Raw genomic sequence first — 22,390 nt, 5'->3', positions numbered from 1 at the left:
CGGCAGACGGTCAGAACGGATCCCAGGAGAACCGGTACCAGTCGCCGTCGAGGTGGGTGTAGCCCATTCCCTTCGCCGGGCGCTCCGGGGGCCCGGCGGGCAGTCGGACCCAGCCGGTCTGGGTCATGAACGGCGCGTACTGAAACAGATGACAGTGCCCGTTGATCCGTTGGACCCTGGCCAATCGGACCGCGCCGGACCAGCTCGTCGACGAGCTCTGCGGGCACTGCTCGGCGGTGCGCGCCAGTGCATCGCGGGACACCGCCCACTGCAGCTTCGGCCCGACGTCGATCATCGCCAGGCTCGCCGCCACACCCAGCACCGCCGGTGCCGCCCAGCCGAGCACGCCGCGGCGCCGGCCGGTGAACTGCGCCAAACCGATGATCACCAGTACCAGCCACACCAGGCCGCAGCCGAGTAGCCCGAAAACGCCGAACAGGCTGCCCGGGAGCAGGTCGACCCAGCGCAGGTCCGCCGCCACGCCGACCAGGCAGCACACCGCCGCCGCGGCCGTCGTCAAGGCCATCCTCACCCGCCACCACCGGGAGATCTTCGGTGCGGGGGCCGCGGCGCCGTAGCCCGACGTCATCACCGCTCGCCTCCCGTTCGCTCGTCGCCGGTCGTCAGATCAGCGTAAGCAGTGCGCAGCCCCGGTCACCGCGGCAGTTTGTCGCACCGGCCAGTGCCTACACTGTGCCCATGGCCGGCCGTATCTCCGATCGCGATATCGCGGCGATCCGTGAGAAGGTCCGGATCGAGGACGTGGTCGGGGACTACGTGCAGCTGCGTCGGGCCGGGGCGGACTCGATGAAGGGACTGTGCCCGTTCCACGACGAGAAGTCCCCGTCGTTCCACGTCCGGCCCAACCACGGGCACTTCCACTGCTTCGGCTGCGGCGAGGGCGGCGACGTCTACGCCTTCCTGCAGAAGATCGAGCACGTCAGCTTCGTCGAGGCCGTCGAACTGCTGGCCGACCGGGTCGGGCACACCATCAGCTACACCGGCGCCTCGGCGACCAACGTGCAGCGCGACCGCGGCAGCCGCAGCCGGCTGATCGCCGCCAATGCCGCCGCCGCCGAGTTCTACGCCGGCGAGCTCGGCTCCGACGAGGCGGCGACCGCGCGAAAGTACCTGACCGACCGCAACTTCGACGCCGCCGCGGCCAACCGGTTCGGCTGCGGGTACGCGCCATCGGGCTGGGACCGGTTGACAAAACACCTGCTGCGCAAGGGTTTCGAGTTCAAGGAGCTGGAGGCCGCCGGCGTGTCCCGGGAAGGCCGCCGCGGCCCGATGGACCGGTTCCACCGCCGGCTGCTGTGGCCGATCCGCGGGGCGTCCGGCGAGGTGGTGGGCTTCGGGGCGCGCCGGTTGTTCGACGACGACCCGATGGAGGCCAAGTACGTCAACACGCCGGAAACGGTGCTGTACAAGAAGTCTCACGTGCTGTTCGGTATCGACCTGGCGAAGCGGGAGATCGCCAAAGGCCACCAGGCGGTGGTGGTCGAGGGCTACACCGACGTGATGGCCATGCACCTGGCCGGGGTCGGTACCGCGGTGGCTTCCTGCGGAACCGCGTTCGGCGACGAGCACCTGTCGATGCTGCGCCGATTGATGATGGACGACAAGTTCTTCCGCGGCGAACTGATCTACGTGTTCGACGGCGACGCGGCCGGACGGGCGGCCGCGCTCAAGGCGTTCGCCGGTGAGCAGAACCTGGCCGGCCAGTCGTTCGTGGCCGTCGCCGCCGACGGAATGGACCCCTGCGATCTGCGGCTGGCGCATGGCGATGCCGCCCTGCGGGACTTGGTGGCACGGCGTACCCCGTTGTTCGAGTTCGCCATCCGCACCGCGCTGACCGAGTTCGACCTGGACACCGCCGAGGGCCGGGTGTCCGCGCTGCGGCGCTGCGTGCCGATGGTCGCCCAGATCAAGGAATCCACCCTGCGCGACGAGTACGCCCGTCAGCTGGCCGGCTGGGTCGGCTGGGACGACGTCGCCATGGTGCTCAAACGGGTCCGCGACACCGCCCGCAGCGGGCCGCGGCCGGCCGGCACCCCGGCGCGGGGCACCGAGCAGCGCGGCGCCGAACCGGCGCGTACCGAACCGGCCCGTCGTCCCGACCCACGGGACCCCACCCTGTGGCCGCAGCGGGAGGCGCTCAAGGCGGCGCTGCAGTACCCGGGACTGGCCGGACCGGTGTTCGATTCGCTGACGGTGGAAAGCTTCACCCATCCCGGCTACGCGGCCGTCGCCACGGCGCTGGCCGCCGCCGGCGGCACCTCGGCCGCGATCTCCGGGCCGACCTGGATCGACGCGGTCCGCCGTCAGACGTCATCGACGGCGGCCGCGGCGCTGATCAGCGAACTCGGCGTGGAGAGCATCAACGTCGAGGAGGAGAAGCTGCCGCGTTACATCGGCGGGGTGCTGGCCCGGCTGCAGGAGGTCTGGGTGGGCCGCCAGATCGCCGAGATGAAGTCGAAACTGCAGCGCATGTCGCCGGTCGACGACAATGAGGAATATCACGAGCTGTTCGGCGACCTGGTGGCGATGGAGGCCTATAGGCGCAGCCTGCTGGCTCAGGCCGTCGGCGACGACGTGTCGGCCTGAGCCGTGCGCGGCGCGCCAACACCACGCATCGCGGACGCGCACCGGTTAGGGTGGAGCAACTGCACCAGTGGGAAAGGGGCCCGAATGGGTACACGCGTGGGACGGCTCGTCGCCGCCGCAGCGGTGCTGACCGCCGTGGCCGGATCGGCGATCGCCGCGATTCCCGCCCCGACGGTGTCCCACGAGGCCGGCCCCAAATGCCTGGCCTGGATCGGTGCCCGCGGCACCGGCAAGTGCATCGGCTACTCGATGTCCAACAGCGGCGGCATTTCGGCGGGCACTCCGGGTATCGGCGTCGGCAACGGCGGCGTCCAGTCCGGGCCCATGCTGCCGGGCACCTCGGTGAGCGGGTCGATCCCGGTCGGCTGAGCCACAGACCTCCGGCGGCCGGCTCTTGAAGAGCCGGCCGTTATATTTCTTGCCACCGCACCCCAGAGACGTTTATCGCGCGCTGGCTCGGGATACCTTCGGGTATGAACTCAGTTGCGGAGCATTTGCGGGACACCCTCGACGGGCGCTGGCGGGACGTGAAGAACAGGATTCGCGCGGAACTGGGTACCCAGCCGTTCCGGCCGCAGTACACGCCCAACACCGTGATCGCCCGGTCGAGGGTTGCCGAACAGCTGCGGATCGTCGCTGCGTTCGGCGCAGCGGCGGACGGGTTTCGGAAGGAGAACGGCGGCACCGGCGACGTCGGCGCGGCGATCATTCAGACCCAGATGATCGCCATGTCCGATCTGTCGCTGATGGTCAAAGCCGGGGTGCAGTGGGGGCTGTTCGGCGGGGCCATCGAGAACCTGGGTACCGAGCGGCACCACCGCGCCTACGTGCGCAAGATCATCGACCTGGATCTGCTGGGCTGTTTCGCCATGACCGAGACCGGTCACGGCAGCGACGTGCAATCCCTGGAAACTACCGCCACCTACGATCCGGGCACACAGGAATTCGTCGTCCACTCACCGACGCCGTCCGCGCGCAAGGACTACATAGGCGGCGCGGCGGCATCGGCCCGGGTGGCAGCGGTGTTCGCGCAGTTGATCACCCCGGACGGCCAGGGCCACGGGGTGCACTGCCTGGTGGTGCCGATCCGCGACGACGACGGCAACGACCTGCCCGGGATCACCACCTCCGACTGCGAGTTCAAGGGTGGGCTGCCCGGGGTGGACAACGGCCGGATCACGTTCGACCGGGTGCGGGTGCCGCGGGAGAACCTGCTCAACAAATACGCCGACGTGGCCCCCGACGGCACCTACAGTTCGCCGATCGAGAACCCCAGCCGCCGGTTCTTCACCATGCTCGGCACCCTGATCCGGGGCCGGGTCACCGTCGGCGGCAGCGCAGCCGCCGCGGCGCAGGTCGCCCTCGACATCGCGACCCGCTACGCCCTGCTGCGCAGGCAGTTCGACGCACCCGGCGGCGGCCCGGAGATTTTGATCATGGATTACCTGGCGCATCAGCGGCGGCTGCTGCCGCTGATCGCCGGTTCCTATGCGCTGCAGTTCGCGCAGAACGAGCTGGTGGCCAAGTGTCACGAGCTGCAGACCACCGATGGCCCCGACCCGGAGGAGCAGCGTGAATTGGAGGCCCGGGCGGCCGGGCTGAAGGCCGCCAACACCTGGCATGCCACCCGGGCCATCCAGGAGTGCCGCGAGGCCTGCGGAGGGGCGGGCTATATGGCTGAGAACCGGCTGGTGGCACTGAAGGCCGATACCGACGTGTTCACGACCTTCGAGGGCGACAACGTCGTGCTGACTCAGCTGGTGGCCAAGGAACTGCTCACCGCATACGCCGACGACATCAAGAGCATGAGCCCGGTCGGCTGGGTGCGGTTCGCCGCCAACTTCGCCGGGGAGCGGGTGCTCAAACGCACCGCGGCGGAGACCATCATCCAGACCATCCTCGACACCCGTCAGGACAACGAGGAGGAGGGCAGCCTGTTCAACCGCGGCACCCAGGTCAAGATGTTCGAGGACCGTGAGGAGTACACGCTGTCCTCGGTGGCCCGGCGGCTACAGGGCAAATCCAAGGAGTCCTCGGAGTTCGACGCCTTCAACGCCGTGCAGGATCATGTGCTGCACGCCGCCAAGGCCCATGTCGACCGGATCATTATGGAAGCCTTCGTCGCCGGTATCGATTCCTGTCGGGACGATCAGGCCCGCGAGGTTCTGGAGATGGTCTGCGACCTCTACGCGCTATCGACAATCGAGCAGGACAAGGCCTGGTTCATTGAGCATCGGTTCCTGTCCACCGAACGGGCCAAGGCCGTCACCCGGGGGATCAATGAACGCTGCCGCACCCTGCGCCCGTATGCCGAATTGCTGGTCGACGGATTCGGTGTGCCCGAACAGTGCCGGGATGCCGAGATGCTGCACCCGCTGCGGTAGTGGGGCGACGCTGTCAGGAAGGCGCGTAAGGCACGTGCGGGGTCTAGCGCTTCTTCGGCGGCTCGATCACGGTGACCTCGTCGATCTCGGTGATGACGGGCATCCGGTCGGGGGAGACGCGGCTGGCGATCTTGCGTCGGCCGGCGTCGACGATCGCCTTGGTGGCCGGACTCTCCGACACCGCCTTGTAGGCGACGACGATCTGCTCATACCGGCGACGTCCGGCCTTGGTGCCCAGCACATAGCCGACGCCGAGCACGGCCACATATCCCAACAATCCACTGCCTCCCGACAACTTCGTTCGGTGTCCATCCTGCCTGATGTCGAGGCGGCCGTGCACGCGCCCGGCGCGCGACCACCCGATCTGGTCACGGGCGGTCCCGGTTTCGCTTCGGCTCCGCCGGCACTCGCTGCGCTCGCGCCACCTCCGCCTGCGCTCGCCGAACCACCCGTTGTAGTTGCGGGCGGTCCCGGTTTCGCTTCGGCTCCGCCGGCACTCGCTGCGCTCGCGCCACCTCCGCCTGCGCTCGCCGAACCACCCGTTTTGGCGCCCGGCGGGTGCTGTGCGCTAGAGTCATGCCTCGGTCCGCGCGCGCCGCGGATGGCCAATCCCCTGTAGCTCAACTGGCAGAGCTCCCGACTGTTAATCGGGCGGTTGATGGTTCGAGTCCATCCGGGGGAGCAACACCGAACTCCGCGCTCTCGGCGATGTTTCCTCTGGCCTGTTGCACATTCGGCGCTCTACGCTGACCGGATGAGGATTCCACGGCTGATCGCCGTTCTGCTCGCGATTCTCGGGCTGACCCTGACCGGCTGCGGGTGGAGTCCGTCGGGTCCCGAGGCAAAACCCGCTGACTCCTGCACCGAGGCGGACAGCCCGACGGCGCCTACCGTGTCGGCGGCGATCGCCGGGGTGGCCGCACCCCAGGGGATGACCTGGCAGGAGACCGGGCGTGGTCACACCGGCAACTGCCGGCTGTACTGGGTGCAGATCTCCGTCGAGCACGCCACCGGTTCGTCGCCGTCGCAGGTGCTGTTCTTCGACCGCAACACCCCACTGGGCCCGGCGACCCCGGAGCCCAAGCCGTACCTGACCGTCCGTGAGACCGGCGCCGAAACTGTGACGCTGCAGTACCAGTGGCTCAAGGGAGACGAGCCGAACTGCTGCCCGACCGGTATCGGCAGCGTCCGGTTCGGCATCGGCAACGACGGCAAGCTGGCCGCGCTGGACCCGATCCCCAACCAGTGACGCGGCTACCGGTTGTGACCGGCGGCCAGTAGCCGACCGAGAATCTCCACCGCGGAACCCAGCGTCTGGCGTTCGTCGTCGTCGAGGTCGGCCAGCAGCGGGTCGATGACGGCGGCGCGGTCGGCGCGCACCCGGGCCAGCGTCGCCACACCGGCCTCGGTGATGGTGATGCGCACCGCGCGGGCGTCCACGGGATCGGTGGTCCGGGTGACCAGGCCGGCGTCTTCGAGCCGGCGCACCTGGGTGGTCATGGTGGGTTGAGAGCAGTGATCCAGCGTCGCCAAGTCGGAGATGCGAGCCGAACCGCAGCCCTCGATGGTCGACAGCAGCCGGGCCTGGGCCCAGGGCAGCGGTAGCCGGGTGCGCTGGGTGGCCAGCCGGTTGAGCTGGGTGACCACCGTCAGCAGCGCCGAGCCCAGCTCGGTTTTCGGTGCGCCGGACGTCATACCACCAAGTTACATAGCATTGCTATATACATCAACCATATACCGTGCCCCGCGAAGGGCCGTCCGGTCATGCACCGGTCACCTGGCAGAATTGGGCGGTGACTGCAGACAGCCCGCCGGCCGCACGCCGACCGTCGCGTTCCCTGCAGCCGACCGAAACCGCCCACGCCGCCGTCACCGCGGCGCTCACCGCCGCCTGCGCGGTCATAGCGGTGGTCGTTCCGTTCGCCCAGGGGGCATCACTGCTGGGCATGGTCCCGATGGGACTGCTGGCCTACCGGTACCGGCCGCGCGTACTGCTGGCCGCCGCGGTTGCCGGCTCGGCCATTGCGTTCCTGGTCGCCGGCGTCGGCGGCCTGATGACGGTGGTCAACTGCGCCTACATCGGCGGGCTGGCCGGGGTCGTCAAGCGCAAAGGCCGGGGCACCCCGACCGTGCTCGCCGCATCGTTCGTCGCGGGCGTGGCGTTCGGGGCGTTCGTCGTCGCCGCCCTGGCGGTACTGTCCCGGCTGCGTGAACTGATCTTCGACACAGTGCGCGCCAATGCCGAGGGCACCGCGCGGTTCCTGGAGGCCATGGCCGACGGTGTCCAGCGGCTGGATCTGCCCAATGGCCAGCAGAGCGCCGACATCATCCGCGGGCCCGCCGAGCCGCTGCGCAACCTGGTCGACGGCGCCCTGCGGTACTGGCCGCTGCTGATCGGCGGCTACTCCGTCGTCATCATCATGGGAGTCACCATGTTCGGCTGGTGGATCCTGTCGCGGGTACTGGAGCGGCTGCGCGGCATCCCCGATGTGCACAAGCTGGAGACACCCCCGCCCGGTGCACCCGGTCCGGTACCGGTCCGTCTCGACGACGTCGCGTTCCGCTATCCCGGCGCCGACCACGACGCACTGGCCCCGGTCAGCCTGGAGATAGAGCCAGGCGAGAACGTCGCGGTGACCGGCGCCAATGGCTCCGGCAAGACCACGCTGATGCTGATCCTGGCCGGCCGCGAACCGACGTCGGGCACCATCGTGCGCCCCGGCGCGGTGGGGCTCGGTGAGCCCGGCGGCACCGCCGTGGTGCTGCAGCATCCGGAAACCCAGGTACTCGGCACCCGGGTCGCCGACGACGTGGTGTGGGGACTGCCGCCGCAGCGCCGCGTCGACGTCGACGGCCTGCTCACCGAGGTGGGGCTGGCCGGGTTCGGCGAGCGCGACACCGGCGGCCTGTCCGGCGGCGAACTGCAGCGGCTGGCGTTCGCCGGCGCGCTGGCGCGCGATCCGCATCTGCTCATCGCCGACGAGGTCACCTCGATGATCGACCAGGCCGGCCGCGACGCGTTGACCTCGATGATGTCCGGGCTGACCGAGCGCCACGACATGAGCGTCGTGCAGATCACCCACTACGCGGGCGAGGCGCAGACCGCCGACCGGATAGTCACCCTGTCCGAGTCGCTGGACAACACGACCATGGTGGAGACCTCCGCGGTGCCGTCGGCGGCGGCCCCCGAGAGCCTGGGCGAGGTCGTCATCGAATGCGACCGCATCACCCACCGTTACAACGCCGGCACTCCGTGGGCCAAGACCGCGCTGCGCGACGTCAGCTTCACCGTCCGCGCCGGTGACGGGGTTCTGGTGCACGGCGGCAACGGGTCGGGCAAGTCGACGCTGGCCTGGATCATGGCCGGGCTGGTGACGCCGACGGTCGGCGAATGCCGGGTGGCCGGCCGTCCCGCGAGCAGCCAGCACGGCGAGGTCGCGGTCGCCTTCCAGGCGGCCCGGCTGCAGCTGCTGCGGCCCCGGGTGGATCTGGAGGTCGCCTCCGCGGCCGGCTTCTCCCCGGACGACCGGGCGCGCGTCGCCGAGGCGCTGCGCACCGTGGGCCTGGACGCCTCGCTGGCCCGGCGTCGCATCGACCAACTTTCCGGCGGCCAGATGCGCCGCGTGGTGCTGGCCGGACTGCTGGCCCGGCGGCCGCGGGTACTGATCCTCGACGAACCGCTCGCCGGTGTCGACGCGCCCAATCAGCGAAAGCTGGTGCGGCTGCTGGAAGATCTGCGCCGCGACACCGGGCTGACCGTCGTCGTCATCTCGCACGACTTCGTCGGGCTGGAGGGCCTGTGCCCCCGGATCCTGCACCTGTCCGGCGGTGTGCTGGAGCCCGCGTCGGCCTCGGCGGAGGGAGTGTCATGACCCGCGAAGAACCCGCGACGAAACAACCGCGGCCGGTGGTGCTGCTGCGCCCGGTCCCGGGTGACTCGGTCATCCATCGGCTGTGGGCCGGCACCAAGCTGTTGACGGTATTCGTGTTGTCGGCGCTGCTTACGTTCTATCCGGGCTGGGTGGGCATCGGTGCGGTGGCGGCGGTGGTCGTCCTCGCCGCGGCGTTGGCCCGCATCCCGTTCGGGGTGCTGCCGTCGGTACCCAAGGTGCTGTGGCTGCTGATCGCCTTCGGCGCGTTCACCGCGGCGCTCAGTGGCGGTGAACCCATCGTGCAGCTCTTCGACACCAATGTGGCCCTCGGCGGGTTGTTGACGTTCACCCGGGTGACCACGCTGGCCGTGGTGCTGCTGGGTTTGTCGATGATGGTGTCGTGGACCACCAATGTCGCCGAAATCGCGCCCGCCCTGGCCACATTGGGCCGGCCGCTGAAATTCCTGCGCATCCCGGTCGACGAGTGGGCGGTAGCGATCGCGTTGGCGCTGCGCTCCTTCCCGATGCTGATCGAGGAGTTCCGGGTGCTCTACGCCGCCCGCAAGCTGCGGCCCCGGACGGTGCTGCCCATGCGCCGGATGCGGTGGCGGCGTTTCCTGTTCGAGCTGGTCGACATGCTGGTCGCGGCGATCACCGCCGCGCTGCGCCGCGCCGACGAGATGGGCGATGCGATCACCGCCCGCGGCGGCATGGGCCAGATCTCGGCAAGCACCGCCCGGCCCGGCCGCAGCGACGCGGTGGCGCTGGCGATCGTGGCGCTGGTCTGCGTCGCGGTTATCGCGCTGTAGCCGCCTGCGCTCGGGCCAGCGCGGTATCCACCGGCAGCCGGCCGAGAAACATCTCGTCGAAAAACGGCTTGATGGCGGCCAATCCTGCCGGCACGCCCGCCCCGGCGGGCACCTCGGCGTGCGGGCCGGCCAACACATCGAAGAACGGCGCGACGTCGACGCCGCGCCCGGCCCAGTACTGCAGGTAACCGTGCTGGGCGGACCGCACCGCCGGGATGGCCACCCCGTCGGCCCCCAGATACGCGTTGGCCTCGGCGCTGCCGAGCCAGGCCAGCAGCCGTCGTACCTGCTCGGGATGGGCGGTCGCGGCGTTGCCGGCGGCGACGATGCCGTTGGTGACGCTGACCCGGCCTTGCGGGCCGGCGGGCATCGGGGCGATACCCCAACCGAAGTCGGCCGACCCGGCGATCATCGCCAGGTTGTAGGTCCCGGACTGGAACAGCGCCATCTTCCCGGCCAGGAACTGATTCCGGGAGAAATCGCCGTTGTTGTTGGTGGCCGACGCGGGAGGGGCGACCCGGTCGGTATTGATCAGTGCGACCAGATAGCCGAACGCCGTGCGCCCGGCCGGACTGTCGAAGGTGAACGCGTCCTCGGTGACCAAGCGCCCGCCCGCCGACGCCAGGTAGTTCAGGTTGATCGCCTGCAGGTCGTTGGCCGCGTTGTAGCCCCACGTCCGGGTGCGCCCGGCATCGAAGCCGGGATCGGCGGCACTGCGGCCCACGGTATCGACGGTCAGCCGGGCCAGCAGCGGTCGCAGGGTGTCGGCGTCGGTGCCCCAGCGCAGGTCGGCCAGATCGTCGGGACCCACGCCGGCGGCGGCCAGCAGATCGCGGTTGTAGTACAGCGCGATGCCGGCGTCGGTGAGCTGCGGTACCCCCCACAGCGTGCCGCCGCGGGTGAACTGTCCGACGACGCTGGGCTCCCAGTCCGGGTCGGCCTCGATCGGCAGCAGCCGCCCGCTGTCGGCATACGGCGCCAGATAACTGCTGTTGAGCCAGAACACGTCATCGGCGCTGTGCCCGGCGACGTCGGCGCGCAGCGAGTCGAAATACCCGGCGTAGGCGACCGTGTCGATGCGGACCTCGATGTCGGGATTCGCGGCGGTGAACGCATCCAGCGACTTGCGGTAGGCCGCACCGATCTGCGGATCCCACAGCCGCAGCGTCAACACCGTGCGGTCCGACGGACCGGGTTCGCGGCCCAGCAGCACCGCCGCCGACAGCAGCAGCACCAACACCAGTCCCATCACCAGCGCCGCGTACGTCGAAAACCGCAGCCTCATTTTAGGCCCGTCAGCACAATGGATTTCACGATGTGACGCTGAAACACCACGAACAGCACCAGCAACGGGAGCATCGCGACGGTGGTGGCCGCCATCACCAGCGGCCACTGTGCGTTGTACTGCGACTGCAGGCCCGCGGTGGCCACCGTCAGCACCCGCCACTTGCCGCCGCTGGTGATCACCAGCGGCCACATGAACGAATTCCATTGCGACACCACGGTGATCAACGTCAACGTCACCAGCACCGGGCGACTCGCCGGGATGATCACATGCACCAGCACGTCGAGGGTGTTGGCCCCGTCGAGCCGCGCCGCGCGCTCCAGATCCCGCGGGATACCGCGAAAATGCTCCCGCAGCAGGAAGATCGCATACGGCGAACCGAAGACGAACGGCAGCACCAAAGCCCAGAAGGTGTTCCGCAGCCCCAGCGACGCCATCATCAGATACAGCGGCACCACGGTCACCGTGGCCGGCACCATCAACGTCGCCAAGTACACCCAGAACAGCGCGTCCCGGCCGGGAAAACTCAACCGCGCGAACGCATACGCCGCCGCCACCGACGACGTCAACTGACCCACCAGGATCACCGCCGTCATCAGCGCGGTGACCACCGCCGCCCGGCCGAACCCCGCACCCGAGAGCGCCGCGTAATTCTGCACCGTCGGCGGTGCGGGCAGCGCCAGGCCGGCCGAGGTGGCGAACTGACTCGCCGACGTCAACGACGTCACCAGACCCAGCGCGAACGGCACCAGGGTGATGACGGCCGCGGCCGCCAACAGCAGGTACACGCCACCGCGGCGCAGCGCCCGGGACTCAGTGCAGGTCATAGCTGATCCGGCGGCGGAAATAGAGCTGCTGGACGACGGTGACGCCGACCAACAACACGAACAACACGATGGCCATCACCGCGGCCCGCCCGATCGCGGCGTTGCCGAACGCCTCGGCATAGATGCGGTGCGCGACCAGGTCGGTGCGCCCGGCCGGCCCACCGCCGGTCAGCGCGTACACGGTGTCGAAGATCTGCGCGGCGCTGATCACCCCGGTCACGGCGACGAAGAACAGGGTGGGGCGCAGCATCGGCAGGGTGATCCGCCAGAACCGCTGCCAGGACGTGGCACCGTCGATCCGGGCGGCGTCGTGCACCGCGGGCGGAATCGACAGCATCCCGGCCAGGAAGAACAACGCCACATAACCGACGTTGGTCCACACCGTCACCGCCGAGACCACCGGCAACGCCAACCCCGGGTCGGTCAACCACTCGACGTGACGGCCCAGCACCGTCGCCACCGCGCCGTCGGTCGGCGCCAGGATCCACCGCCACAGCACGGCGATGGCCAGCGGCGCGCAGATCCACGGCAGCACGTACACCGTGCGGAAGAAACCGCTGCCGGGCAGGTCGCGGGCCAGCAGCGCCGCCAGCGCCATCCCCAGCACGATCTGCACCGGCACCACCAGGGCGATGAATGCCAAGGTGACCAGCAGGGAATTCCCGAACGACGCATCGGTCAACACCGAACGCCAATTGTCGGTCCCCACATAGCCGATCGGCCCCAGCAGGTCCCAACTGCGGAAACTCAGCCAGATCACCACCAACATCGGCAGCAGCAGGAACACCAGCACCCCGAACAGGCTCGGCGCCAACAGCGCATAGCCGAGCGTGGTGTCGCGCCGCCGGGACATGAGGCCATTAAACCGCGCGGATGTCCGGCACAGGGCGCGGCCGGGCCGCTACGGTAGCTCAACGTGAACGCCGTCGACGCCGAGTTCCTGTCGCTGCCCCGGGTGGAACTGGCCGACGCCGCCCTGTCGGCGGCGGTGGCCGCCGGGGCCAGCTACGCCGACCTGCGGGTGCACCGCATCAGCACCGAGATCATCCAGTTGCGCGACGGCGAATTGGAGAGCTCGGTGCTCACCCGCGAACTGGGCCTGGCGGTCCGGGTGATCGTCGCCGGCACCTGGGGCTTCGCCTCACACGCCGAGTTGAGCGTCGACGTCGCCGCCGCCACCGCCCGGCGCGCGGTCGAGGTCGCCAACACCCTGGCCGCGCTCAACGCCGAAGCCATCGAGCTGGCCGACGAACCCGTCTATGCCGGTGTGCAGTGGGTGTCGAGCTACGGCATCGACCCGTTCGTGATCCCCACCGGTGACAAGATCGCGGTGCTCGGCGAGTACTCGGAGCGACTGCTGGCCGCCGACGGCGTCGACCACGTCTCGGCCGGGCTCAACGCGGTCAAGGAGCAGGTCTTCTACGCCGACACGTTCGGCTCGTCGATCACCCAGCAGCGGGTGCGGGTGATGCCGACGCTGGAGGCCGTCGCCGTCGACGCCGCCGCCGGGCACTTCGAATCGATGCGCACCCTGGCCCCGCCGATGGGCCGCGGCTGGGAGGCACTGGCCGGCGACGACGTCTGGGACTGGAGTACCGAACTGGCACGGCTGCCCGAGTACCTCGCCGAGAAGACCAAGGCACCCTCGGTCACCCCCGGGCCCACCGACCTGGTCATCGACCCCACCAACCTGTGGCTGACCATCCACGAATCCATCGGGCATGCAACCGAATACGACCGGGCCATCGGCTACGAGGCGGCCTACGCCGGCACCTCGTTCGCCACCCCGGACAAGCTGGGCACCCTGCGCTACGGGTCGGAGGTGATGAACGTGACCGCCGACCGCACGGTCGAGCACGGCCTGGCCACCATCGGTTTCGACGACGAGGGGGTGGCCGCCCAGTCCTGGGACCTGGTGCGCGACGGCATCTTCGTCGGCTACCAACTGGACCGCGTCTTCGCGCCGCGACTGGGCAAGACGCGCTCCAACGGCTGCTCCTACGCCGACTCGCCGCACCACGTGCCGATCCAGCGGATGGCCAACGTGTCACTGGCCCCGGCCCCCGAGGACATCTCCACCGACGACCTCGTCTCTCGGGTGGACGACGGCATCTACATCGTCGGCGACAAATCCTGGTCAATCGACATGCAGCGGTACAACTTCCAGTTCACCGGGCAGCGCTTCTACCGGATCCGCGACGGGCGGCTGGCCGGTCAGGTGCGCGACGTCGCCTACCAGGCGACGACGACGGACTTCTGGAACGCGATGGAGGCCGTCGGCGGGCCCGGCACCTGGCGCCTCGGCGGCGCGTTCAACTGCGGCAAGGCGCAACCCGGCCAGGTCGCCGCCGTCAGCCACGGCTGCCCGTCGGCGCTGTTCCGCGGCATCAACGTGCTCAACACCGTCACCGAGGCGGGCCACCGATGATCCCCGCGCATCAGGTCGTCGAACGGGCGCTGGCCGCGGCCGTCGCCGACGAGACCATCGTCCTGGTCACCGACACCGCGACCGCCGCACTGCGCTGGGCCGGGAACACCATGACCACCAACGGCGTGTCCACCTCGCGACAGCTCACCGTCATCTCCATCGTGCGCGACGGCCGGGTGGCCCGGGTGGGCTCGCTGTCGACCGCCCAGGTCGATCCCGACGACATCCCCGCGCTGGTGGCGGCCTCGGCCGCCGCGGCCCGCGGTGCACCACCGTCACGGGATGCCTTTCCATTGCTGGGCGCCGGCACCACCCCGCCGGATTGGGAGACTCCCGCCCCCGGGACCGGGGTCGACGCCTTCGGCTCGGTCGCCGCCGATCTGGCCCGCGGCTTCACCGGGCCCGACACGCTCTACGGGTTCGCCCATCATGTCGTCGAGACCACCTGGCTGGCCACCTCGACCGGGGTGCGCCGGCGCTATACCCAGCCGACCGGGTCGGTGGAGATCAACGCCAAACGGGACGGGGGCAGTGCCTGGGCCGGTGTCTCCACCCCGTGGTTCGTCGACGTACCGACCGAAGGGATGCTGGCCGAGCTGTCGATGCGGCTGGACTGGGCGCGGCGGCGCGTCGAGCTGCCGGCCGGGCGGTACGAGACGATCATGCCGCCGTCGACCGTCGCCGACATGATGATCTACCTGGGCTGGACGATGGGCGGCCGCGGCGCGCAGGAGGGCCGGACCGCACTGGCCGCCCCCGGCGGCGGCACCAGGGTGGGGGAACGGCTCGGCGATCTGGGGTTGACCCTGTATTCCGATCCGGATGCCCCCGGTCTGGAATGCGCCCCGTTCGTCGCGGCCGCCAGCTCGTCGGACACCACGTCGGTGTTCGACAACGGACTGGATGTCGCGCGGGTCGACTGGATCCGCGACGGGCGCATCAACGCGCTGGCCTACCCGCGTGCCGCTGCGGCGGAATTCGATGCGCCGGTCGCCGTCGGCGCCTCGAACCTGTTGATGACCGGCGGTGACGCCGATCTGGCCGATATGGTCGCCGCCACCGAGCGGGGTCTGCTGCTGACCACGCTCTGGTACATCCGCGAGGTCGACCCCACCACGCTGCTGCTGACCGGGCTGACCCGCGACGGGGTGTACCTGATCTCCGACGGCGAGGTGACCGCCGCGGTGAACAACTTCCGGTTCAACGAATCGCCGCTGGATCTGCTGCGCCGCGCTACCGAGGCCGGCCGCACCGAGACGACGCTGCCGCGAGAGTGGGGCGACTGGTTCAACCGAGCCGCGATGCCGTCGCTGCGCATCCCGGATTTCCACATGTCCTCGGTCAGCCAGGCTCAGTAGAGCAGGCGACACACGCGCGTCGATGGCCGATACTGGCAGGGTGCTGACAGATCTGAAACGCCTGGTGGCCATCTCGCCGCCCGCACACTCGGCGACCAACGCCGCGGTGCGGGAAGTATGCGCGACGACGATCGGCCTGGCGCCGTTGCCCGCGGAATCACCCGGCGGCGCGGTGGACCCGATGATCACCGAATTCGCCGAACAGTTCAGCGCCGACGTTTCCGGGATCACCGCGGCGCAGCGCGCCGCCTACACCGAGCTGCTCGGGACGGACGCGGCAAGCGTGACCCTGCTCATCTACGTCGCCGACTTCGTCCCGCGGGTGATCGCCGGACTGCGCGCACTCGGGGTGGACATCACCACCGAGGTGACCGAGTGGGACCACCGCACCGATCCGGGGGCGCTGCTGCTGGGCAAGATGGTCGGCCGCATCGGACAGGGCCAGCAGCTGGACCCGGTGACCACCGAGGTGGTGCGGCTGCGGGTGGCCCGCGCCCACAACTGTCGGCTGTGCAAGTCACTGCGGGAGACCAGCGCGCTGGACGCCGGGGCGTCGGAGTCCATGTACTCCCGGATCGACGACTACGAGAGCTCGGACCTGTCGGTGGCGCACAAGGCGGCGCTGCGCTACACCGACGCGATGATCTGGACGCCGTCGCAGCTCGACGGTGCGGAGTTGCTGTCGCACTATGACCGCGACGCGGCCGTCGAGCTCACCTTCGACATCCTGCGCAACTCCTGCAACAAGATCGCGGTGTCACTCGGTGCCGACGCCGCCCGGGTCGCCGAGGGTACCGAGAACTACCGGATCGGCCCCGACGGGTTGCCGATCTACGGCTGAGCAGGCGCGCAATACCCGGTATTCGGCGCCGGACGGGATACGGTTGGCCAATGTCGGATGCCGGTTACGGGGATTTCGAATTCGAGCGGAAGTTCTTCGTCGACGGGCTGCCCGCGGTGGCGGCCTCGGACCCGGCCCCAGGACTGATCGTGCAGGCCTACCTGTTCGGCGTCGACGGCTATGCCGTCCGCATCCGGGTGCAGGGCTCGGCGCCGGCCACGGTGGATGCGCCGGTGCCGGCGTTGCTCGACGCACTCGGTGACGACGCGGTGGGCACCATGACCGCGAAGGGGCCCGCCGTCGGGGGCACCCGCTACGAGGCCGAGCGGGAACTGGACGCACAGGTCGCTTCTCAGATTGTCCGCCGCGCCGACGACGTCGTGGTCAAGGTTCGTTACTCGGTGTGGTTGGGCGAGGACGGCTGGGTGCTGGATCGGTTCCTCGGTGGCAATGCGCCGCTGGTGCTGGCCGAAGTGGAGCGCGGCGGGCCGGTGATCGATCTGGAGATCCCCGACTTCTGCATCACCGAGGTGTCCGAGGACGACCGGTTCCGCAACGAATACCTGGCAAAGCATGCCTTCGGCGCCTGGGCGGGGCAGTACCGGCGCGACCTCGACCGCCGCGGCCCGGCGTTCATCGGTCATCTGGGCAGCAACCGGTTCGCCGGGAGCTGAGCCGAGTATCGATCAGGCCGGGGCCGGGGAGTCGACGACGGTCAGTCCGCATTCCCGGGCGCGCGCGGCGAGGGGCCGATCGAAGGTTGCGACGGCGGCCCGGGATGTCTCTGCGGCATAGAGCACGCAGCAGTCCGGCAGCTTCAGACCGGTTGCGGCCCGGATCGCTCCGAGCCGCTGGGCTGCTTCGGCGGGTAGCTCCAGTGTCCGGATGCCCAGGCGGCGGATCAGCTCGGTGAGCCGGTCGGAGCGTCCTGCCCGGGCGGCGCCGACGTAGAGCTCCGCGAGTGTCACCACGCTGGAAGCGAACTCCTCGGCTGCGTTCGCCGTGAGCAGGCGGGATGCCCGCCGGTGGTGGAGGTCGGTGGACTCGAAATGGCCGATCAAGACACTGGCGTCGAGAACGATCATTCGGGCCAGTCGCGGCGGAGCTCGTCGAGGTAGCCGGGTCCGAAGACCCCGGTCAGTGCTCCGCTGGTTTCGGTGATCGCGTCCTGACGGCGGTGGTGGTCCTCGGAGTCCATCCGCGCCAGTGCGTCGCCGCCGGTGAGGATGAGGCGGCGCAGCAGCAGGCCGGGCTTGGCCGCGAGTTCCGGCCATCGGCGTCGGGCGATTCCGAGGGCCTCGGCGATGTCCTCGGTTTCGGTGACGGCGTGGCGCCGGTGACTGGTCGGCACCCGCGAAGTGTAACACTTCGATTCTAGGTGTCACACATGGCTGTCGGATCACCCAGGGCGGTGCCGGCTGCGGCGGCGTGCGAACATGGGTCCCGCGCAAAACGCTGGGGGCGATAGCTCAGTCGGTTAGAGCCGCGGACTCATAATCCGCTGGTCCCGGGTTCGAGCCCCGGTCGCCCCACTGAACTGCCCCGCTGAAGAGCTCCACCGAACACGCACCGCCCTGGTGCTGGTGTACACGCGTGTCCCAAAACCCCGGGCAGCGTCCCTCTCGCCGCTAGCATCGGCTCCCATGCGGGATGTGGACCGGCGCGCGATACTGCTCGGCGCGGGGGTTCTGGCCGGCCTGGCGGGCTGGACCACCCGCACCGCGCCAACGGCCCGCGCCGACCCCGATGAACGGGTGGATCTGAACCTGTTGCGGCGCACCTTCACGCTGGCCGAGCAGGCGCGCAGCATCGGGGGAGCGCCCTACGGGGCACTGGTGGCCGACGTCGACGGCAACGTCGTCGCCGAACAGGGCAACACGTCGTCGCTGTCCGGGGGAGACCCGACCCAGCACGCCGAGCTGGTCGCGACGTCGTCGGCCTGGCGGACCCTGGGTTACGACGGCATGGCCGTGGCGACGCTGTACGCCAGCACCGAGCCGTGCACCATGTGCTCCGGCGCCGCCTATTGGACCGGGATCGGGCGCGTGGTCTACGGGCTTTCCGTCGCCCGGCTGCTCGAATTCACCGGGGACACACCTGATCACGCGTCGTTCGCGCTACCGTCGCGCGAAGTTCTGACGCACGGGGCGCGCCCGGTGACGGTCGTCGGGCCGCTTCTGGAAGATGAAGCCGCACAAGCGCATCGGGGCTACTGGCGCTGATCAGCGTTGGCTGCGACTGCAATTCGGTTCGGCGGGCTTGGTCGGCCAGGCGCACACATCCAGGTAGGTGGTGGTGTTGAATCCGCCGCCGTCGAACACCCCGTACGCCTCGCCGTGGGTTCCGGTGTAGGTGGCGCCACCGCCGCCAGAGCCCCCGGAGGTGATGATCGTGGTGACCTGCCAGCCCTTATCCTGCAGCGCCTTCTCGTAGGCCGCCATTACCTCCGCCGGTGCGCCGTCGGCCTGGAAGTGCAGATGGATACCGCCGTCGGCGATGCCGTCGGGCCCCTTGGTCACCGTCGCCTGCGCCGGAGTGGGCACCAGCGCGGGCAGGTCAGCCGCGGCGACGGTGGAGGCCGGCGTCGGCGAGCCCGTGGCCGAGGAGGCCGTCCCCGGGTTCGACGACCCGCCGCACGCGGTGGTCAACAGACCGGCGGCGAGCACCGTCGCGGCCAGTGTTCGTGATCCCGGGTTCATGCTGCTCAGAATCCCACGTGCCGCGCCAACCCACATACGATTCCGTCCCGCAATCTGGGCGTGGCCTTCCGGTCGGCGCCTGTTCACCTCGGGCTTCGAGCATGGGAGAGCCTGAAGCCGACGACGACGGGGAGACCGAGGATGATCCGCATGCGCTATCTGGTGACGGCCGCCATTGCCGGTGTCCTGCTGGCCGGCTGCAGCGGGGGCACCAACGATCAGGGCGCGCCGCCGCTGCTCGATCCCATGGCCACCGGCACGCTGTCCGAACACGGCGGCGCCACTCGGGCCGGGGACAACCGCGCCCAGCTCATCGCCGACTCCATCCGTAACAGCGGCGCCCGCAACGTCATCCTGCTGATCGGCGACGGCATGGGTGACTCGGAGATCACCGTGGCCCGCAACTACGCCCGGGGCGCCGGTGGCGCATTCGCGGCCCTGGACGCCTTCCCGCTGACCGGCCAGTACACCCACTACTCGCTGACCAAGGACGGCAAGCCCAGCTACGTCACCGACTCCGCCGCCAGCGGCTCGGCCTGGGCCACCGGCACCAAGACCTACAACGGCGCGATCTCGGTGGACATCGCCGGCCACGACCAGAAGACGCTGCTGCAACTGGCAAAGGAGGCGGGCAAGGCCACCGGCGACATCTCCACCGCCGAAGTCCAGGACGCCACCCCGGCCGTGCAGGTCGCCCACGTCGCCTCCCGTCGCTGCTACGGACCCGAGGAGACCAGCGCCAAATGCCCGACCAACGCGCTGGAACACGGTGGCGCCGGCTCGATTACCGAGCAACTGCTGACCACCCGCGCCGACCTGGTGTTCGGCGGCGGGGCCAAGACTTTCCAGCAGGTCGCCAAGGCCGGTGACCACCAAGGCAAGACACTCGAGGTGCAGGCCAAGGAACGCGGTTTCCACATCGTGCGCACCGCCGATGAACTGGCGGCGACCACCGCGGCGAGCCAGGACGCGCCGCTGCTGGGCCTGTTCGCCGACGGCAACATGCCGACCCGCTGGACCGGCCCCGTTGCCAGCAGGGGCGGCTACCTGGAGCCCGCGGTGGAGTGCACCGACAACGCCGCGCGCTCCGCGGCGGTACCGACGCTGGCGACGATGATCAAGAAGTCGATCGAGTTGCTCGGTCACAACGAAAACGGATTCTTCCTACAGGTCGAGGGCGCCTCGATCGACAAGCAGGACCACGCCGCCAACCCCTGCGGCCAGATCGGCGAGACCGTCGACCTCGACGAGGCGGCCCAGGTGGCCCTTGATTTCGCCCGGCAGAACAAGGACACCCTGGTGATCGTCACCGCCGATCACGCGCACAGCAGCCAGGTCGTCGAGTCGATGACGGCCCAGGACGTGCAGGCGGCCGCCGACGAGGCCAAGGTGTCGTGGCCGATCGCCCGGGACGCCATCTACCCGGGGCTGACCCGGGTGTTGCGCGGCAAGGACGGCGCACCGCTGACCGTCTCCTACGGAACCTCGGACAACCTGGACGTGCTGGACCAGGGTCACACCGGATCCCAGCTGCGGATCGCCGGCTACGGTCCGGGCGCGGCCAATGTCGTCGGTCTGAGTGATCAGACCGACCTGTTCTTCACCATTGTGCGGGCACTGGGGCTATCAGAGCGCTGATCCCCAGGCCGCGTCCCCGGGCCGCTGCCGGGCGAGCTTCGCAACGCGGCATTTGCTCCCACGGCCGCCGTGCGCAAGAGTGAGCCGGTGACACCCGCCAGTGCCGAAACGCCCCCGGAACCGTTCCCGGCCGAGCAGTCTCCGGCCGAGCAGTCTCCGGCCGAGCAGGCCTCGCCCCAGCCGGGCACCGAGAACTCGCCGAAGAAGGCGGGCCCGCGGATGCCCGCGGCGGTGCAGACCGCGCTCGGGCCCATCACCCGCACCGGCCGGTTCTATGCCGGCGCCTGGCGCCACTACCTGGGCGGCGCGGACACAGAGTCCGGACTGCCGGTCGCGCGCCCGACGGTGGCGCTGCTGGGCCAGGCGCTGCGCGACGAGATCGTGCTCACCGGGCTGCGCACCACCCGCCCGCTGAGCCGCCCGAAGGCATTCCAGCGGATCGATCGGGAAGTCCACGCCGCGCTGGACTTCTACGGCGAACGGGGATTCCTGGAAAACCCCGAGGCGTTCTTCGCCGCACCACCGGAGCTCGAAGTCGCCGAGGTTGAGATCCACAAGGTCAAAGGCCGCGGCCGATCCTATTCGCGGTTTGAGTTCGAAAGCAGCTACCACCCCGATCCCGACGAGCCGGGGGCCCAGCGGTGGGCGTCCTACGCCGCCAACGCGCAGGTGTACGGCCTGCTGCTGCGGCACAATGAACCCCGCCCCTGGCTGGTATGTGTGCACGGCGCCGAAATGGGTCGCGCCGGTATCGACCTGGCGCTGTTTCGGGCGCGGCATCTGCACGAGGACTTCGGCCTGAACGTCATTCTTCCGGTCATGCCGCTGCACGGCCCGCGGGCGCGAGATCTGCCCCGCGGCAAGGCGATTCCGGGCGAAGAGGTCCTCGACGACGTGCATTTCGCGGCCCAGGCCGTCTGGGATGTGCGCCGGGTGCTGTCCTGGATCCGCAGGCAGGAACCGGCCGCGCCGATCGGGCTCAACGCCATCTCCCTCGGCGGCTATGTGTCCTCGCTGGTAGCCAGCCTCGACCCCCACCTCACCTGCGCGATCCTCGGGGTACCCGTCGCCGACCTGATCAGCCTGCTCGGCCGGCACTCGGGTTTCGCCCCCGGCGACCCGCGCTATCAGACCCTGCAGGACGCTGCACCGCTGGCCGCCATGGTGACACCGCTGTCGCTGGAACCGAAGGTGCCACCGAAGGGCCGGTTCATCTACGGCGGCGTCGCCGACCGGGTCGTGCATCCCCGGGACCAGGTGGTCAAGCTCTGGGAACACTGGGGTAAACCCGAAATCGTCTGGTACCGCGGTGGCCATGCCGGGTTCTTCACCGCCCGGCCGGTACAGAAATTCGTCGATGCGGCGCTGGTGCAGTCGGGGCTGGTGGGAAACCGTTAGCTACTTTCGCACGGGTACATAAAAACCGAATTGTGTTTGATTACCGCCGGTACGTGTAGCGTTGTAGGCGGAGGATGCCGGTACGGCTCCACCGCTCTCACGTCATATTGCGCTCCGCGCGCCTTGCGCAGGCCCCGCACAGACGTCCGCGACGTTAGGAAAACGCGCAATGGATTCGGCATCTTTGTTCTCCCATCCCGACGAGACCTGTTCGCCCCCGGTGATCGACAGTAATAACGTTGTA

General features: G+C 69.5%; 22 protein-coding genes and 2 tRNA genes. 15 read left to right on the top strand and 9 right to left on the bottom strand.

Annotated features, from left to right (window positions below; translation table 11 throughout):
* Positions 1-10: 10 nt before the first annotated feature.
* Entirely contained in the window at positions 11-589 is a 579-nt protein-coding gene (locus G6N16_RS16285; protein ID WP_083028861.1) for a hypothetical protein, read from the bottom strand.
* 104 nt (positions 590-693) lie between these two features.
* On the opposite strand from G6N16_RS16285, the gene dnaG reads away from it, so the two are divergent.
* From dnaG to G6N16_RS16270, 3 genes are all read left to right on the top strand, one after another.
* Positions 694-2,607 carry a DNA primase gene (dnaG, locus tag G6N16_RS16280; protein WP_110810673.1) on the top strand — a complete coding sequence of 638 codons (1,914 nt, stop codon included), beginning with the start codon at positions 694-696 and terminating at the stop codon, positions 2,605-2,607.
* Between the two features lie 84 nt (positions 2,608-2,691).
* Positions 2,692-2,976 (top strand): DUF7155 family protein, encoded by a 285-nt coding sequence (locus G6N16_RS16275; RefSeq protein WP_083028863.1) that lies wholly within the window; start codon positions 2,692-2,694, stop codon positions 2,974-2,976.
* Between the two features lie 104 nt (positions 2,977-3,080).
* Positions 3,081-4,991 carry an acyl-CoA dehydrogenase family protein gene (locus G6N16_RS16270; protein ID WP_083028864.1) on the top strand — a complete coding sequence of 637 codons (1,911 nt, stop codon included), beginning with the start codon at positions 3,081-3,083 and terminating at the stop codon, positions 4,989-4,991.
* A 43-nt stretch (positions 4,992-5,034) separates the two neighbouring features.
* On the opposite strand, the gene G6N16_RS16265 is transcribed toward G6N16_RS16270, so the two are convergent.
* Positions 5,035-5,268: a hypothetical protein gene (locus G6N16_RS16265; protein ID WP_083028865.1), complete on the bottom strand. Its 234-nt coding sequence runs from the start codon at positions 5,266-5,268 to the stop codon at positions 5,035-5,037.
* 332 nt (positions 5,269-5,600) lie between these two features.
* Between G6N16_RS16265 and G6N16_RS16260 the strand changes: the two genes are divergently transcribed.
* Positions 5,601-5,673, top strand: a tRNA-Asn gene (locus G6N16_RS16260).
* Positions 5,674-5,745: 72 nt separating this feature from the next.
* Positions 5,746-6,240, top strand: a complete 495-nt coding sequence (locus G6N16_RS16255) for an LppP/LprE family lipoprotein (protein WP_083028866.1) — start codon at positions 5,746-5,748, stop codon at positions 6,238-6,240.
* A gap of 5 nt (positions 6,241-6,245) precedes the next feature.
* Here the strand turns inward: G6N16_RS16255 and G6N16_RS16250 are convergent, their stop codons facing one another.
* Positions 6,246-6,686: a MarR family winged helix-turn-helix transcriptional regulator gene (locus G6N16_RS16250; protein WP_083028867.1), complete on the bottom strand. Its 441-nt coding sequence runs from the start codon at positions 6,684-6,686 to the stop codon at positions 6,246-6,248.
* A gap of 98 nt (positions 6,687-6,784) precedes the next feature.
* On the opposite strand from G6N16_RS16250, the gene G6N16_RS16245 reads away from it, so the two are divergent.
* Both G6N16_RS16245 and G6N16_RS16240 read left to right on the top strand, forming a co-directional pair.
* Positions 6,785-8,863 (top strand): ABC transporter ATP-binding protein, encoded by a 2,079-nt coding sequence (locus G6N16_RS16245; RefSeq protein ID WP_083028868.1) that lies wholly within the window; start codon positions 6,785-6,787, stop codon positions 8,861-8,863.
* Positions 8,860-9,672 (top strand): CbiQ family ECF transporter T component, encoded by an 813-nt coding sequence (locus G6N16_RS16240; protein WP_179961211.1) that lies wholly within the window; start codon positions 8,860-8,862, stop codon positions 9,670-9,672. Before G6N16_RS16245 ends, G6N16_RS16240 begins: the two co-directional genes overlap by 4 nt.
* Here G6N16_RS16240 and G6N16_RS16235 read toward each other — a convergent pair.
* The 3 genes from G6N16_RS16235 to G6N16_RS16225 are packed head-to-tail and all read right to left on the bottom strand — an operon-like array spanning position 9,659 to position 12,637.
* Complete coding sequence (locus G6N16_RS16235; RefSeq protein ID WP_179961210.1) at positions 9,659-10,957, bottom strand: ABC transporter substrate-binding protein; 1,299 nt, start codon at positions 10,955-10,957, stop codon at positions 9,659-9,661. The two genes, G6N16_RS16240 and G6N16_RS16235, sit on opposite strands and share 14 nt — an antisense overlap.
* The gene (locus G6N16_RS16230; protein WP_083028869.1) at positions 10,954-11,784 is read right to left on the bottom strand and encodes a carbohydrate ABC transporter permease; all 831 of its coding nucleotides are present in this window, start codon (positions 11,782-11,784) and stop codon (positions 10,954-10,956) included. Before G6N16_RS16230 ends, G6N16_RS16235 begins: the two co-directional genes overlap by 4 nt.
* On the bottom strand, positions 11,771-12,637 hold the full coding sequence (locus tag G6N16_RS16225; RefSeq protein ID WP_083028870.1) for a carbohydrate ABC transporter permease: 867 nt from the start codon (positions 12,635-12,637) through the stop codon (positions 11,771-11,773). The genes G6N16_RS16230 and G6N16_RS16225 overlap by 14 nt, the downstream gene beginning before the upstream one ends.
* A 63-nt stretch (positions 12,638-12,700) precedes the next feature.
* On the opposite strand from G6N16_RS16225, the gene G6N16_RS16220 reads away from it, so the two are divergent.
* The 4 genes from G6N16_RS16220 to G6N16_RS16205 are packed head-to-tail and all read left to right on the top strand — an operon-like array spanning position 12,701 to position 17,085.
* On the top strand, positions 12,701-14,212 hold the full coding sequence (locus tag G6N16_RS16220; RefSeq protein ID WP_083028871.1) for a TldD/PmbA family protein: 1,512 nt from the start codon (positions 12,701-12,703) through the stop codon (positions 14,210-14,212).
* Positions 14,209-15,570, top strand: a complete 1,362-nt coding sequence (locus G6N16_RS16215; RefSeq protein ID WP_083028872.1) for a metallopeptidase TldD-related protein — start codon at positions 14,209-14,211, stop codon at positions 15,568-15,570. Before G6N16_RS16220 ends, G6N16_RS16215 begins: the two co-directional genes overlap by 4 nt.
* A 22-nt stretch (positions 15,571-15,592) precedes the next feature.
* Positions 15,593-16,411, top strand: a complete 819-nt coding sequence (locus G6N16_RS16210) for a carboxymuconolactone decarboxylase family protein (protein WP_083028873.1) — start codon at positions 15,593-15,595, stop codon at positions 16,409-16,411.
* Between the two features lie 50 nt (positions 16,412-16,461).
* Entirely contained in the window at positions 16,462-17,085 is a 624-nt protein-coding gene (locus G6N16_RS16205) for a CYTH domain-containing protein (protein WP_083028874.1), read from the top strand.
* Positions 17,086-17,097: 12 nt separating this feature from the next.
* Here G6N16_RS16205 and G6N16_RS16200 read toward each other — a convergent pair whose 3' ends face one another.
* Together G6N16_RS16200 and G6N16_RS16195 are read right to left on the bottom strand one after the other, a co-directional pair.
* Positions 17,098-17,496, bottom strand: coding sequence for a type II toxin-antitoxin system VapC family toxin (locus G6N16_RS16200; RefSeq protein ID WP_083028875.1), 399 nt, complete (start codon positions 17,494-17,496; stop codon positions 17,098-17,100).
* Positions 17,493-17,762, bottom strand: coding sequence for a hypothetical protein (locus G6N16_RS16195; protein ID WP_083028876.1), 270 nt, complete (start codon positions 17,760-17,762; stop codon positions 17,493-17,495). The genes G6N16_RS16200 and G6N16_RS16195 overlap by 4 nt, the downstream gene beginning before the upstream one ends.
* Before the next feature lie 107 nt (positions 17,763-17,869).
* On the opposite strand from G6N16_RS16195, the gene G6N16_RS16190 reads away from it, so the two are divergent.
* Positions 17,870-17,943 (top strand) — tRNA-Ile (locus tag G6N16_RS16190).
* Positions 17,944-18,054: 111 nt separating this feature from the next.
* Positions 18,055-18,633, top strand: a complete 579-nt coding sequence (locus G6N16_RS16185; RefSeq protein ID WP_083028877.1) for a nucleoside deaminase — start codon at positions 18,055-18,057, stop codon at positions 18,631-18,633.
* Here G6N16_RS16185 and G6N16_RS16180 read toward each other — a convergent pair whose 3' ends face one another.
* Positions 18,634-19,110, bottom strand: a complete 477-nt coding sequence (locus G6N16_RS16180) for a hypothetical protein (protein WP_083028878.1) — start codon at positions 19,108-19,110, stop codon at positions 18,634-18,636.
* Between the two features lie 141 nt (positions 19,111-19,251).
* On the opposite strand from G6N16_RS16180, the gene phoA reads away from it, so the two are divergent.
* Positions 19,252-20,748 (top strand): alkaline phosphatase, encoded by a 1,497-nt coding sequence (phoA, locus tag G6N16_RS16175; protein ID WP_083028879.1) that lies wholly within the window; start codon positions 19,252-19,254, stop codon positions 20,746-20,748.
* Positions 20,749-20,967: 219 nt separating this feature from the next.
* A complete protein-coding gene (locus G6N16_RS16170; protein ID WP_083028926.1) occupies positions 20,968-22,146 on the top strand; it encodes an alpha/beta hydrolase family protein in 1,179 nt (392 codons plus the stop codon).
* The last annotated feature ends 244 nt before the right edge of the window (positions 22,147-22,390 follow it).

The sequence above is a fragment of the Mycolicibacterium insubricum genome, assembly GCF_010731615.1.
Classification (GTDB): domain Bacteria; phylum Actinomycetota; class Actinomycetes; order Mycobacteriales; family Mycobacteriaceae; genus Mycobacterium; species Mycobacterium insubricum.
Note: the sequence above shows the minus strand (reverse complement) of the source record. Positions and strands in the feature narration are given on the sequence as shown.

Coding starts and splice junctions, on each gene's coding strand:
- G6N16_RS16285 (WP_083028861.1), bottom strand. CDS start 589: ATGACGTCGGGCTACGGCGCCGCGGCCCCCGCACCGAAGATCTCCCGG.
- G6N16_RS16275 (WP_083028863.1), top strand. CDS start 2,692: ATGGGTACACGCGTGGGACGGCTCGTCGCCGCCGCAGCGGTGCTGACC.
- G6N16_RS16270 (WP_083028864.1), top strand. CDS start 3,081: ATGAACTCAGTTGCGGAGCATTTGCGGGACACCCTCGACGGGCGCTGG.
- G6N16_RS16255 (WP_083028866.1), top strand. CDS start 5,746: ATGAGGATTCCACGGCTGATCGCCGTTCTGCTCGCGATTCTCGGGCTG.
- G6N16_RS16250 (WP_083028867.1), bottom strand. CDS start 6,686: ATGACGTCCGGCGCACCGAAAACCGAGCTGGGCTCGGCGCTGCTGACG.
- G6N16_RS16240 (WP_179961211.1), top strand. CDS start 8,860: ATGACCCGCGAAGAACCCGCGACGAAACAACCGCGGCCGGTGGTGCTG.
- G6N16_RS16235 (WP_179961210.1), bottom strand. CDS start 10,957: ATGAGGCTGCGGTTTTCGACGTACGCGGCGCTGGTGATGGGACTGGTG.
- G6N16_RS16230 (WP_083028869.1), bottom strand. CDS start 11,784: ATGACCTGCACTGAGTCCCGGGCGCTGCGCCGCGGTGGCGTGTACCTG.
- G6N16_RS16225 (WP_083028870.1), bottom strand. CDS start 12,637: ATGTCCCGGCGGCGCGACACCACGCTCGGCTATGCGCTGTTGGCGCCG.
- G6N16_RS16215 (WP_083028872.1), top strand. CDS start 14,209: ATGATCCCCGCGCATCAGGTCGTCGAACGGGCGCTGGCCGCGGCCGTC.
- G6N16_RS16210 (WP_083028873.1), top strand. CDS start 15,593: ATGGCCGATACTGGCAGGGTGCTGACAGATCTGAAACGCCTGGTGGCC.
- G6N16_RS16205 (WP_083028874.1), top strand. CDS start 16,462: ATGTCGGATGCCGGTTACGGGGATTTCGAATTCGAGCGGAAGTTCTTC.
- G6N16_RS16200 (WP_083028875.1), bottom strand. CDS start 17,496: ATGATCGTTCTCGACGCCAGTGTCTTGATCGGCCATTTCGAGTCCACC.
- G6N16_RS16185 (WP_083028877.1), top strand. CDS start 18,055: ATGCGGGATGTGGACCGGCGCGCGATACTGCTCGGCGCGGGGGTTCTG.
- G6N16_RS16180 (WP_083028878.1), bottom strand. CDS start 19,110: ATGAACCCGGGATCACGAACACTGGCCGCGACGGTGCTCGCCGCCGGT.
- phoA (WP_083028879.1), top strand. CDS start 19,252: ATGATCCGCATGCGCTATCTGGTGACGGCCGCCATTGCCGGTGTCCTG.
- G6N16_RS16170 (WP_083028926.1), top strand. CDS start 20,968: ATGCCCGCGGCGGTGCAGACCGCGCTCGGGCCCATCACCCGCACCGGC.